The sequence below is a fragment of the Streptomyces luomodiensis genome, from assembly GCF_031679605.1.
Classification (GTDB): domain Bacteria; phylum Actinomycetota; class Actinomycetes; order Streptomycetales; family Streptomycetaceae; genus Streptomyces; species Streptomyces luomodiensis.
Window position 1 is genome coordinate 6,041,122 of record NZ_CP117522.1, and the last position, 18,612, is coordinate 6,059,733.

The following is an 18,612-nucleotide window of genomic DNA, read 5'->3' on the forward strand; positions in this document are numbered from 1 at the left end:
TCGAGATATCAGCCAGATCGTGCGACACACCGCGCCAATTGGCAGATGGCCTCATGCGGACCCCTCTACCGTGTGAGCGTGAGCAGCAGTGGCCTCATCTACGCAGTCATCGTCGGGGCCTGGGCCGCCTATTTGGTGCCGATGTGGCTTCGTAGGCAGGACGAGCTCAATGAGGCCCGTCCGACGGAACGCTTCAGCACCGCCATCCGGCTGCTGTCCGGACGGGCGGGCATGGAGCGCCGTTACGCCAAGAGCCGTGCGGACCTCAGGCGCCCCGGGAACCCGACGGATGACCTCGCGGAGCGCACCGCCGAGGGCGCGGACGCCCCCGCCACGGGAGGCGCCCCCGCCGAGCCGGGGCGCTACGCGGCCGATCCGGAAGCGGTGACCGACGCGATCGACGTCCGGGCCTTCGCCGAGCCCGTAACTCTGCGCGCACCCGTCTCCATGGGCGCCGACACCCCCGCCGAGGCGGCGTCGGCACCGGCGGCCGGGAGTGCGGGCGGTGCCCGTGGCGGGGCCGGTACGGGCGGTGCGCGCGGCGGGGCCGGCGCGGCCGGTGCGGTCCGCGCGAGCGGTGGCGGCTGGAGCGCGCTGGACCGCGGACGGCGCGCGCGAGTGCTCGCACGCCGCCGCCGCACCACCGTGCTCCTCTTCCTCGCCTTCACCCTCGGCGCCATCGTCGCGGCCGTCGGCGGCCTCGCCTTCCTGTGGGCCCCGGGCATCCCGGCCATACTGCTCAGCGCCTATATCGCCTACCTCCGCGCCCAGGAGCGCCGCCGCTTCGCCTTCACCATGGACCAGCGCCACGCCGAGCAGGCCGCGCAGCGGCTGCGTGAGCGCCGTCCGCGGACCCATCCGCCCGCCGAGGCCCCCTCCGCCGACGACGGCCCCGCCGACCCGCCCGCCCCCGCCGAGGCCGAGCCCGCGCCCGCACCGGCGCCCTCCCCGCACGCGGCCGGGCGCCGCGCGCTGGTCGAGCAGACCGACCACGCGGAGTGGGTGGACCAGGAGCGCGAGCGCGAGCGGGGCCCGGCCGCCGGGGAGGGCTGGGAGCCGGTGCCCGTCCCGCTGCCCACCTACGTCACCGCGCCCGTCGCCCCGCGCGCCACCGGCAGCGTCGACCTGGCCGCCCCCGACGCCTGGAGCTCCGCCCGCTCCAGCACCGTCGACCCCACCTCGGCCCAGGACCCCGCCCCCGCCCCGGACCCGGTCGCCACCCCACCCCGCGGCGCCCGCGACCGCGGCCGCACCCCCCTCTTCGACCAGTACGCCGACGAGGACCGGCCGCGCGCCGCCAACGAGTGACGGGCCCTTCACTGACCAGCGGGGAACGGATTACCGAGCACCCCGCAGGGGATGCTAGAGTTTCACTCGTCGCAAGGGCCTGTGGCGCAGACTGGTAGCGCACCTCGTTCGCATCGAGGGGGTCAGGGGTTCAAATCCCCTCAGGTCCACCCAGACGCACGGCCGTTCTTGAGTTAGCTCGGGAGCGGTTGACGAGATCCCGCCGATCATGATGATCGGTCGGGATCTTTGTCGTTTCCGGGGTCTGTTCGACGGTGTTCGGGGTGGGAGATGGGTTCCGTCGCAGGCGCGGTCGGTGCGACGGGGGCTGTGATGGGTGGTGTGCTCATCACTGGGTGCCCCGGGTGCCGGGGCTGGTGGTGATCGTCTGTGGTTGTGCGAGCTCAGCGGTGGGTGGGACGTCGTGGTGGCGGCAGTCCCGCGTGGGTGACTGCCGCGGGCTCGCCCGGCTGCGTGCTGGGCTGTGCGGCGCCGACTGCGGTGTCGGGGGTGAAGTCGGTGTCGGTGAGATGGGTGCCAGTGCGCTGGTAGAGCCAGGTTTCGAGGATACCGAGGTTGCCGGCGGTGACCAGGAGGGCGACGAGGAGGTTCTGGGCGACCTGGCCGGGTGCGGGCCGGTGTCACCTCGGTGCAGGAGATCCCCGACGACTACGCGCCGGAACCGCTGGGCCGTCCCGAAGCCGACCTCTCCGACCCCACCTGGGGCGAACTCCTCGGGCTCACATGGTCGATGGAACTCAACATCGGCGAAGACGACCCGGTGGATCCGGTCATGCTCCACGTCCGGGGCTCCGGTGACGACGTGCTCACCCCCGTCTTCCGTCTAGCCGAAGCCCTGCAGCGCAAAGTCATCGACTGCGCAGAAGGGAACCTGATCACACCGGGGCAGACGTCGGGCTGGCATGCCTTCCAGCAGTTCCGCGACCGCCTGCCCGACTCCTCTCGCTGACCCCTCTTCGGTTGGTCAGGCGACTGCCATCGCGTCCCAGCCGTATGGAACTAGGCCGTGTTTCAGGCCTAGTAGCACCGGCCCTCGTTGTGGTGCGCCCAGCCCTGGTCGAGGAACCGGAAACCGGCAGCCACGGACGATTCCGGGTCCGCCTCACGCGCAGCCATGAGCTGGATCTGCAGCGCGAAGCGGACGTAGAAGCGGATCTCGTCACTCGGCTCGTCGAGCCCGAACTCCTCGGTGAGCGTGGCGATCAGCGCGTCCTCGTGACGTAGCCACATCTTCTCCGCGTAGTCGATCAGGGACGGCGTCCCGTTCATCAGAGCAAGGATCTGGCTCTGCGGCTCGGTCGTCAGCGCGGCGATCTCGGCGAGGTAATGCGCCTTCAGTGCATCAGAGACCGAGGTCCCTGGCGCGCGGTCCCGGACCGCGGCGATGAGCCGCTCGTGCCGTTCACCCTCGTCACTGAAGACGAGCGCTTCCTTGTGCGGGAAGTGCGTGAAGACCGTCTTAGGTGTCACATCCGCCTTGTCGGCGATCTCGCGCACCGTCACGGCATCGAAGCCGCGGTCGAGGAAGAGTGCCGTCGCCGCATCCAGGATCGCCGTCCGCGTAGCGGCCTTCTTGCGCTCACGCCGCCCTACGGGCACTGAATCCACCATGCCCTCACTCTACCCTCGGTCGCTATCTCCATCGGCTGTGAAAGGATACTCGGTATAGTTAGAGTCCGGGTGTAGTTGCAGCGCTTGGTGGCGGACGTCTCGATGGCAGACCGCCATGCCACCACCCGTCATCCCCGAGGCCGGAGCGTCCGCCTGCCGTCAGTCGGCACGAACGCCGCGCGTCAGCGCCCGGCCCTTCACCAGAAAGACGACGCCGATGACCAAAGACACGACCGTGCGCTCCACCGTGCGGCGCGCGAAGCCACCGACGAACGCGCAGGAGCACAGCAACGCGGACGGACCCCAGCCTCAACGCCGCCTGGCGGGAGCGCTGCTGGTCGCCGGACCAGTGATCTTCCTGCTGGGGGAGTTCGTCTCCGCCGCCGCGTGGACCGATCCCGCCTACAGCTACACCTACGACTTCATCAGCGACCTGGGTGTCCACGGGCCGTCGACCCTGTTCGGCCAGTACATGTACTCGCCGCTGGCCTGGGTGATGAACGCCGGATTCTTCCTCTTCGGGATCACCATCCTGGCCGGGGTGGTCACTTTGCGGGACCTGGCCCACAGGCGCCGGTGGGCCATGCTCGTCCCCGCTGCGCTGCTGGCTGCGGGCGGCGTGCTGCTCGCGCTGTATCCCGGATCGGGCGAGGCTCTCAAGGACGGCACCGGTGAGTACCACAGCCTGGGCGCCTTCGCCGGGTTCACCGGCGGCAACGTGCTGGCCATCGTCCTCGGACGCCGCTGGCAGCGCATCGGCGTCTCCGCCCGCATGGGCCGAGCGTTGATCACGGTCGGCGTGATCGGTCTGATCTCGATGCTGCTCTACCTCGCCGTGATCGTCACTTCTGGCGACAACGTCATCGGGATCATCGGCCTCATCGAACGCGGCGCCGTCCACCCGTTCCTCATCGGCCTCGTGTGCGCCGGAGCCGCGATCTGGAAACGCAACAACACCTCCGCACCGCCGTCCATCACAGTAGGCACGGCGAGCTGACCTCGCCCCCGGCGAACACCACCGACGCAAAGCATCAGCCGTGAACTCCGCACCCCAAGGACCACGATCGTGAACAGCACCCTCACCACCCCCGCGAGCCTGGACGATCCCGCCCCCGCCGCAGCTGCGTGGGTGCGCACCTGGGGCGCAGCCCCGCAGGCCCCGGACAACTCCGTCAGCTCCGTCGAGCCCTTCGAGAATGCGACCCTGCGGCAAGTCGTCCGCATCAGCGGCGGCGGACACCACGTGCGCATCCGCATCAGCAACGAGTGCGGCACCGCGCCACTGACCATCGGCGCCGCCCGCGTCGCCCTCGCGGACGCCGACGGCGCGATCCAGGACAGCAGCAGCCGCGCGATCACGTTCGGCCGCCAGTCGACCGTCACCGTACCGGCGGGCGCACCGGCCCTCAGCGACCCCGTCGACCTGACCGTCCCCGCACTGTCACGGCTGGCCATCAGCCTCTACCTGCCCGGCCGCGTGCACACCGCCACGTGCCACGGCACCTTCCACACGCTGGGTTGGCTCATACCCGGCGACGCGACCACGCGCACCGCGCTGCCCACCAAAGCCGCTCCGCTGCCGGCGCAAGCCCTGATCACCGCGGTGGAAGTACAGCCCGACACCCCTACCCAGGCCATCACCGTGCTCGGCGACTCCCGCGTCGACGGCATCGGATCCACCCCCGGCACCGACCGGCGCTGGACCGACCTGCTCGCCGAACGCCTGCACGCGCACGGCAGCCGGACCCGCTGCGTGGTCAACCAGGGCATCGGCGGCAACCGCCTGCTCACCGAGGGCATCGGCACCGCCGCCCTCGCACGCTTCGACCGCGACATCCTCGCCACCCCCGGACTGGGGCATGTGGTGATCGCCGTTGGCAACGACCTCGTCTTCTCCTTCGCCCCGCGCAACGAGGAGACCGCCGCCCTCCTCGCGATGTTCCCCGGCGAGCCCGTCGGCGTGGACGACATCATCGCCGCCCACCTCCAGGCCGCCGCTCGCGCCCGCGCCCACGGCGCGAAGGTCTACGCCGCGACCATCGCCCCCTACGGCGGCTCGGACATGTACACCCCCAAGGGCGACAAGGCGCGCGAGCAGATCAACGACTGGATCCGCACGAGCGGAGCCTTCGACGCAGTCCTCGACTTCGACGCCGTCTGGCGCGACCCCGCCGACCCCAGTCGCATCCACGACGACCTGCACATGGGAGACCACCTCCACGGCAACGACGCCGGCTACGCCGCCCTCGCAGAATCCATCGACCTCTCCCTGTTCGACTGACCCCACCCCGTTTCGTTCGAGCCGTTGCCTCTGTCCCCGGACGTGCAGCCGGCCGTAAGCCGTCAGCCCGTCCACATGGGGTAATCCGTGAGAGCGACTCGCTCGAAGAGCTCCCTAACCGAGTCCACGGCGCCGGGCGGCAACTCGCACGCGTAACAGAGCTGCCCGTTGCCGAACAGAGTCTCGGACAGCACAAGCTCCGCACACGCAGCGAGACCCTGACCATGAAAGACCGCCAGCCGTCCCGCGACCGGACGACAACGGGCGGGTCGCTTTCGTTGAGGTCGGTCAGGCGTACGCCCCAGAAGCCCCGCTTCCGATGGCCCCGGTGTCCTGCAGCAGCGACGTACGGCGCCTGCTTCCGATCTTGCTTATCCAGGTGGCTGCGATCTTGGTGGGCCGCAGGAATCCGCATCGTGATGCGAGGGTGCACGCCGAGCGCGGCGAGCAGCGAACCGCAGGTGTGACGTGCCTCATGCGGGGCGGGGCTACCCGGGACGGCGTGCTCACTTCAGTCGCGGCGAGATCGATTCACTCGTATCCCGGCGGGCCGGCCGTAACCTGAAGCGGTGCTGACCGACGACGAACTGACCGCGGCTGAGCGCGCGTTGTGGGATGCCTTCCCCGAAGGGCGGTGGGTGGATCTGCGTACGGGGACGTCTGAGGACGACGATCCCGCCAGGGGAGCACAGTGGGGACCCGAGCGCACGGTCCGTGCCGAGGTCGTGGCCGCCCTTCTGCTGGGCGGCAACACGGTGCAGTCCAGCAGCGTCGCTTCCCTGCGCCTCGCCGGCGCACACGTCACTGGCTGTCTCGATCTGGCCGGTGCGGACATCAGCCATCTGCTCTGGTTGAAGGAATGCCGGTTGGAGCAGGAGGTCAGTCTCTACGCCGCATCGACGCGCACGGTACGGATCACGGACAGCTGGATTCCCGGAGTCAGGGCCGAACTGGCTCGCGTCGACGGCCACCTCGACCTCGGCGGCTGCGTGATGGAACCGGGCCATCTCTCCCTCATGAACGCTCACGTGGCCGGGGAACTGGACTTGGACGGGACGCTGATATCGGCGCCCGGGGGATGGGCGGTATGGGCTGGGGGCCTGGCCATGGGTGGCGGCGTCTTCTGCCGGGGATTCATCGCGCGGGGCGGGGTACGGCTGCCGGGCGCACAGTTGCCCGGCGGTCTGTTCATGCCGGGCGCACGCCTGGAGAACCCTGGCGGCGTGGCACTGTTCGCGGACAACGTGACAGCCCCAGTGGTGGACATGTCCAAGGGGTTCAGCGCGGCAGGAGTCCTGCGGATCCGGGGCGCTCGGATATCGGACCTGCTGACCCTCGAGGAAGCCACCCTCGGCGGCAGCGACATGGCGCTGCTCGGTGTGGGAATGCAGGTGGGAACCTTCGACTTCACCCTTTCCGCGCCGCCCGCGGGAGCGGTGGACCTTCAGGGTGCCAGGGTCGCCGTTCTGCACGACCGCGAGCAGAGCTGGCCCGAGGAGGTGCGGATGGATGGCTTCGTCTACGACTCCCTCCGCCCCGACAGGACATGCCCGCAGAACGATGTGGCCCACCGCTTGGCGTGGATCCGCAGGAACCCCGGCTATGCCCCGCAGCCGTACGAGCAACTTGCCACCTGTTACCGCCAGGCCGGCCACGACGACGACGCCCGGAGAGTGCTACTGGAGAAGCAACGCCACCGCCGCCGCACCCTGAAGCCAACCGGTCGGGTGTGGGGGTACCTGCTCGATGCCACCGTCGGGTACGGCTATCGCCCCTGGCTGGCCGCCCTGTGGATGACGGCACTCTGCCTGCTCGGCACCCTGGTGTTCAGCGCCCGCTCGCCGGTCCGGACGAAACCAGGAGAGGGAGACCCGTTCAGTCCCTTCGTCTACACCATCGACTTGCTCTTCCCTATCGGTGACTTCGGCCAGCGCGGCGCATGGCACTGGACAGGGGCGACACAATGGCTGTCGTATCTCCTGATCGCCGTCGGCTGGCTCCTCACCACAGCTGTCGTCGCCGGCGTGTCCCGTACTCTCAACAGGAACTGACAGGCCAGGACCCGGCTTGATGCCGCTGCTCGCATCTCCTGGGCGTTCGGGGGCGCGATGTCATGGAATCGTGCTGACCGCGTTCGTGTTTGGTGCGGGCTGTGAGACGGGTGCTGGTGTGGGCCGGGGGCGCGGGCATAGTAGGTGGCTGTTCAGTGGCCGTGGCGTGAAAGAGTCGTACGGCACTGACGCATCACAGCACAACAGCTGCACCACAACAGGGGGATAAGGCTCCATGCCACTCATACGCCGATCCACCGTGGCGGCCGCGGCCATGACCGCGCTGCTGGTGGTCTCCGCTTCGGGCTGCGGGTCCGGTGACGACAAGGCGGCTGCCACGCCGAACTCCTCGGCCGCGTCCACCGGGCAGCAGGCCAAGGACGGGATCCAGCTGCCGGAAGGCGTCCCGACGAGTCTGGACGACCTGAAGAAGTGGAAGGAGGGCGGCTGGAAGGACTGGGACAAGTGGGCTCGTAAGGCGGCGGATTTCGCCAACCCGGTGATCAAGAACTTCTGGCAGCCGTCCAGGATGGCCAAGGCGAAGGACTCGCCGAACACCGTCTCCGCGCAGAGTGCCGGCCAGAACCAGACGGCCACTGATCCCGAGCCGCCCGCCGTGCCGGCCAAGGAGGTCTCACGGCCGTACCACCAGAACATGGCGCCGGTCGGGAAGGTGTTCTTCGACAGCCCCGACGGGCCGATGGTGTGCTCCGGTACGGTCGTCGACGATCCGGCCCATCCGGGGAAGTCCAACCTGGTGTGGACCGCGGGCCACTGTGTGCACTCCGGCAAGCAGGGCGGCTGGATGCGCAACATCGTGTTCGTGCCCTCGTACAACGACGACGGACTGGCGGCAGATCAGGCTCAGACGGCGGCGCAGAACGAGGTCAGCCCGTACGGCGTGTGGTGGGCAGACTGGTCGCAGACCTCGTCCGAGTGGATCGCGGACGGCGGTGAGACCGGCGGGGTGGGGTCGGCGTACGACTTCGCGGTGCTGCATGTGAAGCCCGAGAACGGCAGCGGCAAGTCGCTGGAGGAGACGGTCGGGGCCTCGGTGCCGGTGTGGTTCGGGGCGCCGTCGGCGGACCAGGTGAGCTCGATCGGCGCCTACGGCTATCCGCAGGCCGCGCCCTACGACGGGGCGAAGATGTTCAGCTGCACCGGCCGGCCCGGCCGGCTGTCGTTCTCGCCCACCTCGCCGACGATGTACCGGATCGGCTGCACGATGACCGGCGGCACCTCGGGCGGCGGCTGGTTCGTCAACCGTGACGGCAAGACGATGCTGGTGTCCAACAGTTCGATCGGCTCGTACGGACACACCTGGCTCGCCGGGCCGCATCTGGGGGCCGAGGCCAAGGGCGTGTTCGACGCCATCAGCGAGAAGTTCGCCGGGCAGGGCTGACGCGAACCCAGCCGCATGGCAGCCGTAAGGGGCCCGCTCCGGATCCGGAGCGGGCCCCTCGTCATGGCCTTACGGGCGGCGCGTCCGTAAGGGGCTTGGCGTAGCAGCGGCTGGTCTCCTCGAAGCGGTAGAGCCCGAACTTCGTCACCGGCGCGTAGCCGGACGAGGTGTAGAGCCCTATGGCCTCGGGCTGCTCGAGGCCGGTCTCGGCGACCATCCGCACCCGGCCAGCCTCCCGCGCGCTCTCCTCCAGCGCCGCCAGGATCCGCCGGGCCAGCCCCCGCCCGCGTGCCGCGCGCACCACGAACATCCGCTTGATCTCGGCGTCCCCGTCCTCGTAGCCCTCCTCGCCGCGCTCCTGGCTGCGCCAGCCGCCGCTCGCGACCGGGGTGCCGTCCGTGTCGTAGGCGAGGAGGTAGAGACCGTGCGGCGGGGCGAAGTGGGCCGCGTCCATGGGCGTCGCATCGCCCTCGCCGTAGCGCACGACGTACTCCGCCTGCACTTCCTCGTCGAGTTTGAGGGCGTCGGGGTGGTCATAGGGAATAGGTCGGATATTCATGCGACGGATCGTACTTCTATGCGGTAGGGGAGGCGCGTGGTTTTTGTGGCGTATCGTGCCGGGGTGCTCACCGTGACAAGCGTGAATGTAAACGGGCTGCGCGCCGCCGCCAAGAAGGGCTTCGTGTCCTGGCTGGACGGTACCGCGGCCGATGTGGTGTGCCTCCAGGAGGTACGTGCCGAACCCAAGGAGCTGCCCGAGGCGGTCCGCGAGCCCGATGGCTGGCATGTGGTGCACGCCCCCGCGGCAGCCAAGGGCCGGGCCGGGGTGTCGGTGTACGCCCGGCGCGAGCTGGAGGGCGTCCGAGTCGGCTTCGGGTCGTCCGAGTTCGACGGCAGCGGCCGCTATGTGGAGGTCGATCTGCCCGGCGTGACCGTCGGCAGCCTGTACCTCCCCTCGGGTGAGGTCGGCACGGACCGCCAGGACGAGAAGGAGCGCTTCATGGCGGAGTTCCTTCCGTATCTGAAGGAGCTGCGCGAGCGGGCGGCGGCCGGTGGGCGCGAGGCGCTGGTGTGCGGCGACTGGAACATCGCCCACCAGGAGGCCGACCTCAAGAACTGGAAGGCCAACCAGAAGAAGTCCGGCTTCCTGCCGGAGGAGCGGGCCTGGCTGACCCGTGTCTTCGAGGAGGCGGCGTACGTGGACGTGGTGCGCGCCCTGCACCCGGACGTCGCCGGTCCGTATTCGTGGTGGTCCTACCGCGGCCGGGCCTTCGACAACGACGCGGGCTGGCGGATCGACTACCAGATCGCCACCCCCGGGCTCGCCGGGCGCGCGGTCAAGGCGGTCGTGGAGCGGGCCGCCGCCTACGACCAGCGGTGGAGCGACCACGCCCCGGTGACGGTGGTCTACGGCCCGGCGCACTGAGCACTGGGGCCGGGTTCTTCGCCTCCGTGCGCTCACTGACGCCCGGAGGCGCCCCCGCGCGGCTCGCCGCCCAGGTCCGCGAGCATCCGGCGGTTCAGGGCCATGGTCAGCTCGGCGTCCACCGCGCTGGTGGCCAGCGGCCGCAGTCGCTCCACTGTCTCGCCGGCGTCCTCGCCGCGCTCCAGGGCGTCCGGCAGCACGTGGTCGCGCAGGAGTGTGACGTAGATCTCGGCGATCGCTTCGACGTGTGCGCGCATCTCGCGCGCCGCCGTGAGGACGGCGGCCAGGGGGATGCCCTGCTCGACCAGGGTGTGTGAGACGTCCAGCAGGCGGCGGCTGAGGTGGACGATCTCGTCGCCGTCGGCGGCCAGATATCCGAGGTCGAGCGAGGTGATGAGGTTTTCCGGGGTGACCTGGCCCTCGAAGTAGTCCGCGAGCGCCTCGGGGGCGAGCCGGACCGGGGTCTCCGCGGGCCAGGAGGGCTCGGCGCCGGGCAGGCCGAGCAGCTCGCCGACATCGCGGCGGCCGCTTTCGAAGGCGGCGAGCAACTCGGCGATGCCACCGAGGGTGTGGCCGCGCTCCAGCAGTGCCGCGATGGTCCGCAGCCGGGCCAGATGGTGGTCGTTGTACCAGGCGATCCGGCCCTCGCGGCGCGGGGGCGGGATCAGCTTGCGCTCCCGGTAGAAGCGCAGGGTGCGCACGGTGATCCCGGCCTTCTCGGCCAGTTCCGCCATGCGGTACTCGCGTACCTCGTCCGCTTCGCTCTTCGCCACGAGGGAAGCCTATGCCGCGGCCCTCGGGTGCGACCGTCGGCAACTTCTTTGTCCACAGCCCCTACCGCTGGGTAGATCCCTGTCCTACGCTCCCATTGTGCCAGTGATTGCTGGCACGGTCGTTTCGAGCGTTCATGGGAGGCGGCGGCATGGCTGGGCTGACGCGTGAGCATGTACGGGTGGCGGTGATCGGAGCCGGTTTCGGCGGGCTGGGAGCGGCGGTGCGCCTGCGCCGCGCGGGCATTACCGACTTCGTGGTCCTGGAGCGGGCGGACGCGGTCGGCGGGGCCTGGCGGGACAACACCTATCCGGGCTGCGCCTGCGACGTCCCGTCCCATCTGTACTCCTTCTCCTTCGCGCCCAACCCCGACTGGCCCCGGAACTTCTCCGGCCAGCCGCATATCCGGGCGTATCTGGAGCGGGTCGCCGACACCTTCGGGCTGCGGCCGCACCTGCGCTTCGGCGCCGAGGTGCGGTCCATGCGCTGGGACGCCGAGGCGGTCCACTGGGAGGTGGACACGGCGCGGGGCTCGCTGACCGCCGACGTCGTGGTCAGCGCCACCGGTCCGCTCGCCGATCCCCGGACCCCGGACATCCCGGGGCTCGACGGCTTCCCCGGCGCCGTCTTCCACTCCGCGCGCTGGGACCACACCGTCGATCTGCGCGGCAAGCGCGTGGCGATGATCGGCACCGGTGCCTCGGCCATCCAGATCGTCCCCGCCATCGCACGCGAGGTCGGCCGGCTCACCCTGTTCCAGCGCACCCCGGCCTGGGTGCTGCCGCGGATGGACCGCCGGATCAGCGGCGTCGAGCGCTGGCTGCACACGAAGATTCCGGCCACCCGGGCGCTGCGCCGCGGGGTGCTGTGGGGCATCCGGGAGTTGCAGGTGGGGGCCTTCACCAAGCGGCCGGGCGAGATGCGGTTCGTCGAGCGGCTGGCCGCCGCCCATATGCGACGGGCCGTCAAGGACCCCGCGCTGAGGGCGGCGCTGACCCCCGACTACCGCATCGGCTGCAAGCGCATCCTGCTCTCCAACGACTACTATCCGGCGCTCGCCCAGCCGCATGTGGACGTGGTCCCGGCCGGGCTGAAAGAGGTGCGCGGCACCACCCTCGTCGGCGCCGACGGCACCGAGGCCGAGGCCGATGTGATCATCTTCGGCACCGGCTTCCATGTGACCGACCTCCCCATAGCCCACCGGGTGACCGGGGCGCGCGGCACCACGCTCGCGGAGGAGTGGAAGGACGGGATGGAGGCGCTGCGCGGCACCAGCGCGGCGGGCTTCCCCAACTTCCTGACCATCATCGGGCCCAACACCGGCCTCGGGAACAGCTCGATGATCCTCGTCATCGAGGCGCAGCTGGCCTATATGGCCGACTATCTGCGCCAGTTGGACACCCTGGGCGGCAAGGTCGCGCTGGACGCCCGGCCGGACGCGGTGCGCGCCTACACCGACATGATCCAGGAACGGATGAAGCGCACGGTGTGGAACACCGGCGGCTGCGACAGCTGGTACCTCGACAACGGCCGGAACACCACCCTGTGGCCCGGGACGACCACCGAGCTGCGGAAGGTCACCCGGCGGGTGGACCTCGCCGAGTACACGCTGCTGCGGCCGCGCACCGGGCCGGTCAAGGCCACGGTGTCCACGGCCGGGTCCACGGCCGGGTCCACGGCCGCCGGGTCCACGGCCGAATCCACGGCCGGCGCGGGGAAGGGGGCGCGGTGAGGCGGCCTCCTGCCCTGCCCTTCGGGCCGTACACCCCGCCCGTCCCGGTGCGCGACCTGACGGTCGTCTCGGCCGACGGGAGCCGGCTCTACGCGGAGCTGCACGGGCCCGATGACGCTGACGCCCCGGCCGTCCTCCTCGCGCACGGCTGGACCTGCTCGACGGCCTTCTGGGCGCCGGTGGTGCGCGCCCTGTCCGCCGACCACCGGGTGATCGTCTACGACCAGCGCGGCCATGGCCGCAGCCCGGCCCCCGGCCCCGGCGGCTACAGCACCCACGCCCTGGCCGACGACCTGGTGGCGGTGCTGGAGGCGACCCTTCCGCCCGGTCGGCGGGCCGTTGTGGCGGGCCACTCCATGGGCGGGATGACGCTGATGGCCGCCGCCGACCGCCCTGGGCTGCGCGAGCGCGCGGCGGCCGCCGTGCTGTGCAGCACGGGCGCCGCACGGCTGGTGGACCGCTCGCGGGTGGTGCCGCTGCGCTCGCCACGGGCACGGGCGTGGGCGCACCGCGCGCTCCTCGGCTCACGCGCCCCTCTGGGCCCGGTCACCCCGCTCTCCAAGCGGCTGGTGCGGTACGCCACGATGGGCCCCGGTGCCGACCCCGTCACAGTGGACGTGTGCGCGCGCATCCTGCACGCCTGCCCCCGCGCCGTACGCGCCGGATGGGGCAGGGTCCTGCTCGACCTCGCACTGGACGCGCGGATCGGCGAGCTGACCATGCCCACGGCCGTCATCGTCGGCACCGCCGACCGGCTCACCCCGCCCGAGCACGCCCACGCCCTCGCCGCCGGGCTGCCGCACTGCACCGGCCTCACCGAACTCCCGGGGCTCGGCCATATGACTCCGGTGGAGGACCCCGGGGCGGTGGCCGGGGTGATCCGCGCCCTGGCCGAGGAGTACGGGGGCGTAGGCGAACCCCGGGGGTGCGTGCCAGAACCCCGGGGGGATGCCCGCGAACCACGCAAGGACGCCCGCGAACCACGCAAGGACGCCCGCGAGCCCCGAGCGGATGCCTACGAGTCCCGCGCGGACGCCCGCGAGCCCCGCGGGGATGTCTACGAGTCCCGCCCCACGACAGCGACGGAAGCCGGTCACCCGGCAGCGGAAGCGAAGGAGCAGACGACATGAGCGTGCGCAGAAGCCTTCAGGGCCAGGTCGTGGTGGTGACGGGGGCGGCGCGGGGGGTCGGCGCACTGCTCGCCCGCAAGCTCTCCGCCCGTGGCGCCAAGGTCGCCCTGGTGGGCCTGGAGCCCGATGAGCTCAAGCGGGTCTCGGAGGGGCTGCCGACCGACTCCGCCCACTGGTACGCCGATGTCACCGACGCCGAAGCGATGGCGCGGGTGGCGCGGGAGGTCGTGGAGCGGTTCGGCGCGGTGGACATCGTCTGCGCCAACGCGGGCGTGGCCCAGGGCGGTCCGTTCCTCGACTCCGACGAGACGACCTGGCGGCGGGTGATCGAGGTCAATCTGCTGGGCAGCGTCACCACGGCCCGCGCCTTCCTGCCCGCGCTGACCGCCAGCCGCGGCTATCTGCTCCAGATCGCCTCGCTCGCCGCGATCACGCCCGCGCCCATGATGACGGCGTACTGCGCGTCCAAGTCCGGGGTCGAGGCGTTCGCCCACAGTCTGCGGGCCGAGGTGGGTCACCGTGGGGTGCGGGTCGGCGTGGGCTATCTGAGCTGGACGGACACCGACATGGTGCGCGGCGCCGACCAGGACGAGGTGATGCGGGAGCTGCGGCAGCGGCTGCCCTGGCCCGCGGGCCGCACCTATCCGCTGGGCCCGGCGGTGGACCGGCTGGTGGCAGGCATCGAGCGGCGGTCGGCGCATGTGTACGCGCAGTGGTGGCTGCGCGGTATGCAGTCGGTGCGCGGCTATATGCCCGCGTTCATCCACGCCATGGGGCGGCGCGAGATGCGCCGCGCCGAGCCGCGGCTGGCGGCCACCCGGGAGGCGCGGGGCGGCCTGGTGGGGGAGGGCGGTGCGGCGGACGAGAAGGCGCGCGCGGTGGGCACGGAGGGTCACCCGTAACGCTCCGTCAACCGTTCTGACCTGCGCTTTCTTCGCTCCCTGCGATCCGGGGCGCATCCGGGCCGCATCCGGAATGCGCCCGGAATGCGGAGGAAGTCGGCTCGTGTCACTCTTGTCGGGCCCGACGCCATTCACCCGATGAGGAGTGACACATGGGCACCAAGGACCAGTCCAACGAGAAGGCTCAGCAGGCCAAGCGGAAACCGCAGGGCGAGCGGAGCCAGGAGCCGCGGCGCGGCCGGCAGTCCGGTGAGCGCATGCAGCGCGTGCAGGAGCGGCCCCGCCCGGAGCCGGGGCAGGAGCAGCGCCGTGGCCGGCAGGAGGGGCCGGAGGCCCGGGGACAGGCCCAGCGGATGAGCCGTGAGCGTGAGAGCCGGCAGCCGGGCATGGGCGACGAGATGGGGGACCAGGAGCCGTTCGAGGAGATGTGACGCAACAGGGCGGGAGGGGTGCATCCCCATGGGCGGCCATGGGGATGCGTCCCTGCGCCTGCGTCCCGCACCGTGCGTCCGCGCAACGCCTATCGCGCTTTTTTCTTTCCCTGCGCCTCTTTCTTTCCCCGTGTCTCTTTCTTTCCCGGTGTCTCTTTCTTTGCCGGTGGCTCCTGGCGTGCCTTCTTCCCTTGCGTCTCCTGTCGCGTTTTCTTCCCCCGCGTCGTCCGCGTTCCCTTCTTCCCCTTGCGCGGCGGCAGTTCGGGCCGGCGCAGATCGGGGACGTCCGCGTAGTCCGGCGGGGCCGCGGCCGGATGCCGTTCCAGCAGGTCGAGCGCGGTGCGGACGGCGACCCCCAGCTGTGGATGGCGGCCCTCCGCCCAGTCCACGGGGGAGCGCGGTGCCTCGATGTCCGGCTCCACACCGTAGTTCTCCACGCCCCAGCCGTATGCGTCGAACCACGCGGCGTTCATCGGCACCGTGATCGATGTGCCGTCGCCCAGGCGGTGACGGCCGGTCATCCCGACCACCCCGCCCCAGGTGCGCAGCCCCACCACCGGTCCGATGCCCTGGATCTTGAAGGCCGCGGTGATCATGTCGCCGTCGGAGGAGGTCGCCTCGTCGGCGACCGCGACGATCGGCCCGCGCGGGGCGGTGCTGGAGTACGACACGGGCTGGGCGTTGCGGGTGAGGTCCCAGCCCATGACCTTGCGGGTGAGCTTCTCGACCACCAGCTCGCTGATGTTGCCGCCCGCGTTGCCCCGGACGTCCACGATCAGCGCGGGCAGGGACATCTCGCGGCGCAGATCGCGGTTGAACTGCGCCCAGCCCGAGCCGCCCATATCGGGGATGTGCAGGTAGCCGCAGCGCCCGTCGCTCAGCTCCCGCACCACGGCCCGGCGCTGGGCGACCCAGTCCTGGTAGCGCAGCGGCCGGTCGTCGATCAGCGGGGAGACCGCGACCCGGCGCGGCGGCCCCTCGCCGTCCGGCGGCTCGAAGGTCAGCTCCACCGTCGTGCCGCCCGCCGCCGTCAGCAGCGGATACGGACCGGCCACCGGGTCCACCGGGCGCCCGTCGACATGGGTGAGGACGGCGCCGTCCCGGATGCCCAGACCGGCCAGCGGCGAGCGGGCCCGGGAGTCGGAGGACTCACCGGGCAGGATGCGGGCCACCGCCCACCGGCCGTCCTTGGTGCGGGTGAGGTTGGCGCCGAGCAGTCCGATGGGGCGCTGGTAGTGGGCCGGGCCCTCGTTGCGGCGCGCGGCGCTGACGTAGGCGTGCGAGGTGCCCAGCTCACCGAGGGTTTCGCGGAGCAGGTCGGCGAACTCGTCGGGCGAGGCGACCCGTTCGACCAGGGGCCGGTACTGGTCGAGCACCCCGTCCCAGTCGACACCGCACATCCCCGGGTCCCAGTAGTAGTGGCGGGTGATGCGCCCGGCCTCGGCGTATGCCTGCCGCCACTCGGCCGCCGGATCGACGGTGTGCTGGATCCGCCGCATGTCGATGTGGACCGTGGAGTCGCTGTCGGGGGTGTCGGTCGCGGGCACCGCGCGCAGATCGCCGTCGTCGTAGACCACCAGCCGGGTGCCGTCGCCGCTGACCGCGAACCAGTCCAGCTCACTGGTGAGTTCGGTCCGCTTGGCCTTCGCCAGGTCGAAGTGTTCCAGGGTGGGGCGGCCCGAGGTCTCGGCCGGGTTGGCGAACGTCTCGCCGAGCGCGCCGGAGATGGGCCAGCGCAGCCACACCAGCCCGCCGCCGCTGACCGGGTACAGCGAGGAGTACTTGGAGGCGGCCACCGGGAAGGCGGTCACCCGGCTGGCCAGCCCCTCCACCTCGACGGTCACGGTGCCGTCGCCGTCGCCCCCGCTGTCGTCCGGGTCCAGCCCGCCCGCCGCCGGGCGCCCCTCGGGGGACAGCGCGAAGGGCGAGGGGGTCGCGGAGGACAGCGGGACCAGGTGGGGGCGGCAGCCCAGCGGGAAGGAGAGGTCCCCGGTGTGCACGTCGTAGACCGGGTCGAAGCCGCGCCAGGAGAGGAAGGCGAGATAGCGGCCGTCGCTGGTGAAGACCGGCTCCTCGTCCTCGAACCGCCCACTGGTCACATCGACCACGGTCCGGTCGGCCAGCCGCGCGATCTTGATCGAGCGCAGGGTGCGGCCTATCCCGGGGTGGGACCAGGCGAGCCACCCCGAGTCGGGGGAGAAGGCGAGGTCGCCGACCGGGCCGTTGTCGGACCGGATCAGCTCGGTGACCTCGCCGTCCCCGTCGGGAGAGGTGTCCACCAGCAGCAGCCGCCCGTCGTGGGCGGCGACCGCGAGCCGGTCGCCGTCGGGGGAGGGCTCCAGTTCGTGCACCCGTCCGAGCCGTCCGGCGGCCAGCCGGCGCGGTTCACCGGGACCGCTGGCCCGGGGCAGCTGCGCGATCTCGATGGCGTCCTCGCCCTCCGCGTCGGTGAGGTAGGCGACCCGGCCGGTCGAACCCAGCATCACGGGCCGCCGCACCCGGACGCCCGGGGTGTCGGCGAGGGTGCGGGCGGGGCCGTCGCGGTGGGTGAGCCAGTAGAGGCTGCCGCGGACGCACACCGCGCTCGCCCGGCCCGTGGTGTCCACCGACAGCGAGTCGATGTGCGAGGCGGCCGGCACCTGGTAGGGCCGCCGCCCGGTGCGCGCCCCGCCGAGCCGTACGTCCAGCTTGCGCGGCCGGCCGTCCGGGCTGAGGTCGTCGACCAGCCACAGCTCGCCCGCGCACTGGTAGACGACGCGCGAGCCGTCGGTCGAGGCGTGCCGGGCGTAGAAGTCGGCGTGGTCGGTGTGGCGGCGCAGATCGGTGCCGTCGGGCAGACAGGAGTAGAGGTTGCCGATCCCCTCGTGGTCGGAGAGGAAGGCGATCCGGCCGCCGACGAACATCGCCGCTTCCAGATGGCCGTTCAGCTCCTCCACGAGCCGGGTGCCGTGCAGCCACAGTCGGCCCGTCGCACCGCCCCGGTAGCGCTTCCAGGTGGCGGGCTCGTGCGGGGGTTTGCCGGTCAGCAGCAGGGTGCGGCGCTCACCGTCGAGGTCGGCCACCGCGATGTCGGCCACCGGCCCCCAGGGCAGCCGCCCGCCGGGGCTGCCGTCGGTGGGCAGGCTGTACGCCCAGGAGAAGTGCGAGAACGGCTGCTCATGGGAGGAGACGGCGAGGATCTGCGAGACGCCGTCGCCATCCGGCGGGGTCCAGCCGCAGACCTGGGCGTCCGTGCTGCCCCAGTACGTCAGCCTGCGGGCCGGGCCGCCGGCGACGGGGACGAGGTGGATCTCCGGGTCGAGGCTGCGCCAGGTGGTGAACGCGATCTGGGAGCCGTCGGGGGAGAAGCGGGCAGGGCCCACGCGCGTTCGGTCCACGGTCAGCCGCCAGGCCCGCCCCGGGGGTTCGCCGGGGGCGGTCAGCGGGGCGATCCACAGATCGTCCTCGGCCGCGAAGCACAGCAAGTCGCCGTGCAGATGCGGGAATCGCAGGTACGCGTGGTCGTCGTCGCTTGCGTAAGGCTCCACCCCACCCATGTTTTCGAGCTACGCCATTCGGAGCAACTCG

At 71.4% G+C, this 18,612-nt stretch carries 15 protein-coding genes and 1 tRNA gene; 12 read left to right on the forward strand and 4 right to left on the reverse strand.

The window, feature by feature from the left end:
* The first annotated feature begins 78 nt into the window (after positions 1-78).
* The 3 genes from sepX to PS467_RS25375 all read left to right on the forward strand — a co-directional run bounded on the left by sepX (position 79) and on the right by PS467_RS25375 (position 2,257).
* Entirely contained in the window at positions 79-1,308 is a 1,230-nt protein-coding gene (gene sepX / locus PS467_RS25365) for a divisome protein SepX/GlpR (protein WP_311037169.1), read from the forward strand.
* A 75-nt stretch (positions 1,309-1,383) separates the two neighbouring features.
* Positions 1,384-1,457: transfer RNA gene (locus PS467_RS25370), tRNA-Ala, on the forward strand.
* Between the two features lie 479 nt (positions 1,458-1,936).
* A complete protein-coding gene (locus tag PS467_RS25375; protein WP_311037170.1) occupies positions 1,937-2,257 on the forward strand; it encodes a hypothetical protein in 321 nt (106 codons plus the stop codon).
* A gap of 68 nt (positions 2,258-2,325) precedes the next feature.
* Here PS467_RS25375 and PS467_RS25380 read toward each other — a convergent pair whose 3' ends face one another.
* Entirely contained in the window at positions 2,326-2,919 is a 594-nt protein-coding gene (locus PS467_RS25380) for a TetR/AcrR family transcriptional regulator (protein ID WP_311037171.1), read from the reverse strand.
* A gap of 217 nt (positions 2,920-3,136) precedes the next feature.
* Between PS467_RS25380 and PS467_RS25385 the strand changes: the two genes are divergently transcribed.
* The 4 genes from PS467_RS25385 to PS467_RS25400 all read left to right on the forward strand — a co-directional run bounded on the left by PS467_RS25385 (position 3,137) and on the right by PS467_RS25400 (position 8,653).
* Positions 3,137-3,916: a DUF998 domain-containing protein gene (locus tag PS467_RS25385; RefSeq protein ID WP_311037172.1), complete on the forward strand. Its 780-nt coding sequence runs from the start codon at positions 3,137-3,139 to the stop codon at positions 3,914-3,916.
* Positions 3,917-3,985: 69 nt separating this feature from the next.
* The gene (locus PS467_RS25390) at positions 3,986-5,200 is read left to right on the forward strand and encodes a GDSL-type esterase/lipase family protein (RefSeq protein WP_311037173.1); all 1,215 of its coding nucleotides are present in this window, start codon (positions 3,986-3,988) and stop codon (positions 5,198-5,200) included.
* A 569-nt stretch (positions 5,201-5,769) separates the two neighbouring features.
* On the forward strand, positions 5,770-7,251 hold the full coding sequence (locus PS467_RS25395) for an oxidoreductase (protein ID WP_311037174.1): 1,482 nt from the start codon (positions 5,770-5,772) through the stop codon (positions 7,249-7,251).
* Positions 7,252-7,486: 235 nt separating this feature from the next.
* On the forward strand, positions 7,487-8,653 hold the full coding sequence (locus PS467_RS25400; RefSeq protein ID WP_311037175.1) for a trypsin-like serine peptidase: 1,167 nt from the start codon (positions 7,487-7,489) through the stop codon (positions 8,651-8,653).
* A gap of 61 nt (positions 8,654-8,714) precedes the next feature.
* Here the strand turns inward: PS467_RS25400 and PS467_RS25405 are convergent, their stop codons facing one another.
* On the reverse strand, positions 8,715-9,212 hold the full coding sequence (locus tag PS467_RS25405; RefSeq protein ID WP_311037176.1) for a GNAT family N-acetyltransferase: 498 nt from the start codon (positions 9,210-9,212) through the stop codon (positions 8,715-8,717).
* A gap of 63 nt (positions 9,213-9,275) precedes the next feature.
* Between PS467_RS25405 and PS467_RS25410 the strand changes: the two genes are divergently transcribed.
* Positions 9,276-10,079, forward strand: a complete 804-nt coding sequence (locus PS467_RS25410; protein ID WP_311037177.1) for an exodeoxyribonuclease III — start codon at positions 9,276-9,278, stop codon at positions 10,077-10,079.
* A 32-nt stretch (positions 10,080-10,111) separates the two neighbouring features.
* On the opposite strand, the gene PS467_RS25415 is transcribed toward PS467_RS25410, so the two are convergent.
* Positions 10,112-10,813, reverse strand: coding sequence for a MerR family transcriptional regulator (locus PS467_RS25415; RefSeq protein ID WP_311039951.1), 702 nt, complete (start codon positions 10,811-10,813; stop codon positions 10,112-10,114).
* Between the two features lie 188 nt (positions 10,814-11,001).
* Between PS467_RS25415 and PS467_RS25420 the strand changes: the two genes are divergently transcribed.
* From PS467_RS25420 to PS467_RS25435, 4 genes are all read left to right on the forward strand, one after another.
* Positions 11,002-12,582: a flavin-containing monooxygenase gene (locus PS467_RS25420; protein WP_311037178.1), complete on the forward strand. Its 1,581-nt coding sequence runs from the start codon at positions 11,002-11,004 to the stop codon at positions 12,580-12,582.
* Complete coding sequence (locus PS467_RS25425) at positions 12,579-13,712, forward strand: alpha/beta fold hydrolase (RefSeq protein ID WP_311037179.1); 1,134 nt, start codon at positions 12,579-12,581, stop codon at positions 13,710-13,712. The genes PS467_RS25420 and PS467_RS25425 overlap by 4 nt, the downstream gene beginning before the upstream one ends.
* The gene (locus PS467_RS25430) at positions 13,709-14,614 is read left to right on the forward strand and encodes an SDR family oxidoreductase (RefSeq protein ID WP_311037180.1); all 906 of its coding nucleotides are present in this window, start codon (positions 13,709-13,711) and stop codon (positions 14,612-14,614) included. Before PS467_RS25425 ends, PS467_RS25430 begins: the two co-directional genes overlap by 4 nt.
* A gap of 152 nt (positions 14,615-14,766) precedes the next feature.
* Positions 14,767-15,045: a hypothetical protein gene (locus PS467_RS25435; RefSeq protein WP_311037181.1), complete on the forward strand. Its 279-nt coding sequence runs from the start codon at positions 14,767-14,769 to the stop codon at positions 15,043-15,045.
* 89 nt (positions 15,046-15,134) lie between these two features.
* Here the strand turns inward: PS467_RS25435 and PS467_RS25440 are convergent, their stop codons facing one another.
* Complete coding sequence (locus PS467_RS25440) at positions 15,135-18,581, reverse strand: S41 family peptidase (protein WP_311037182.1); 3,447 nt, start codon at positions 18,579-18,581, stop codon at positions 15,135-15,137.
* Positions 18,582-18,612: the final 31 nt, after the last annotated feature.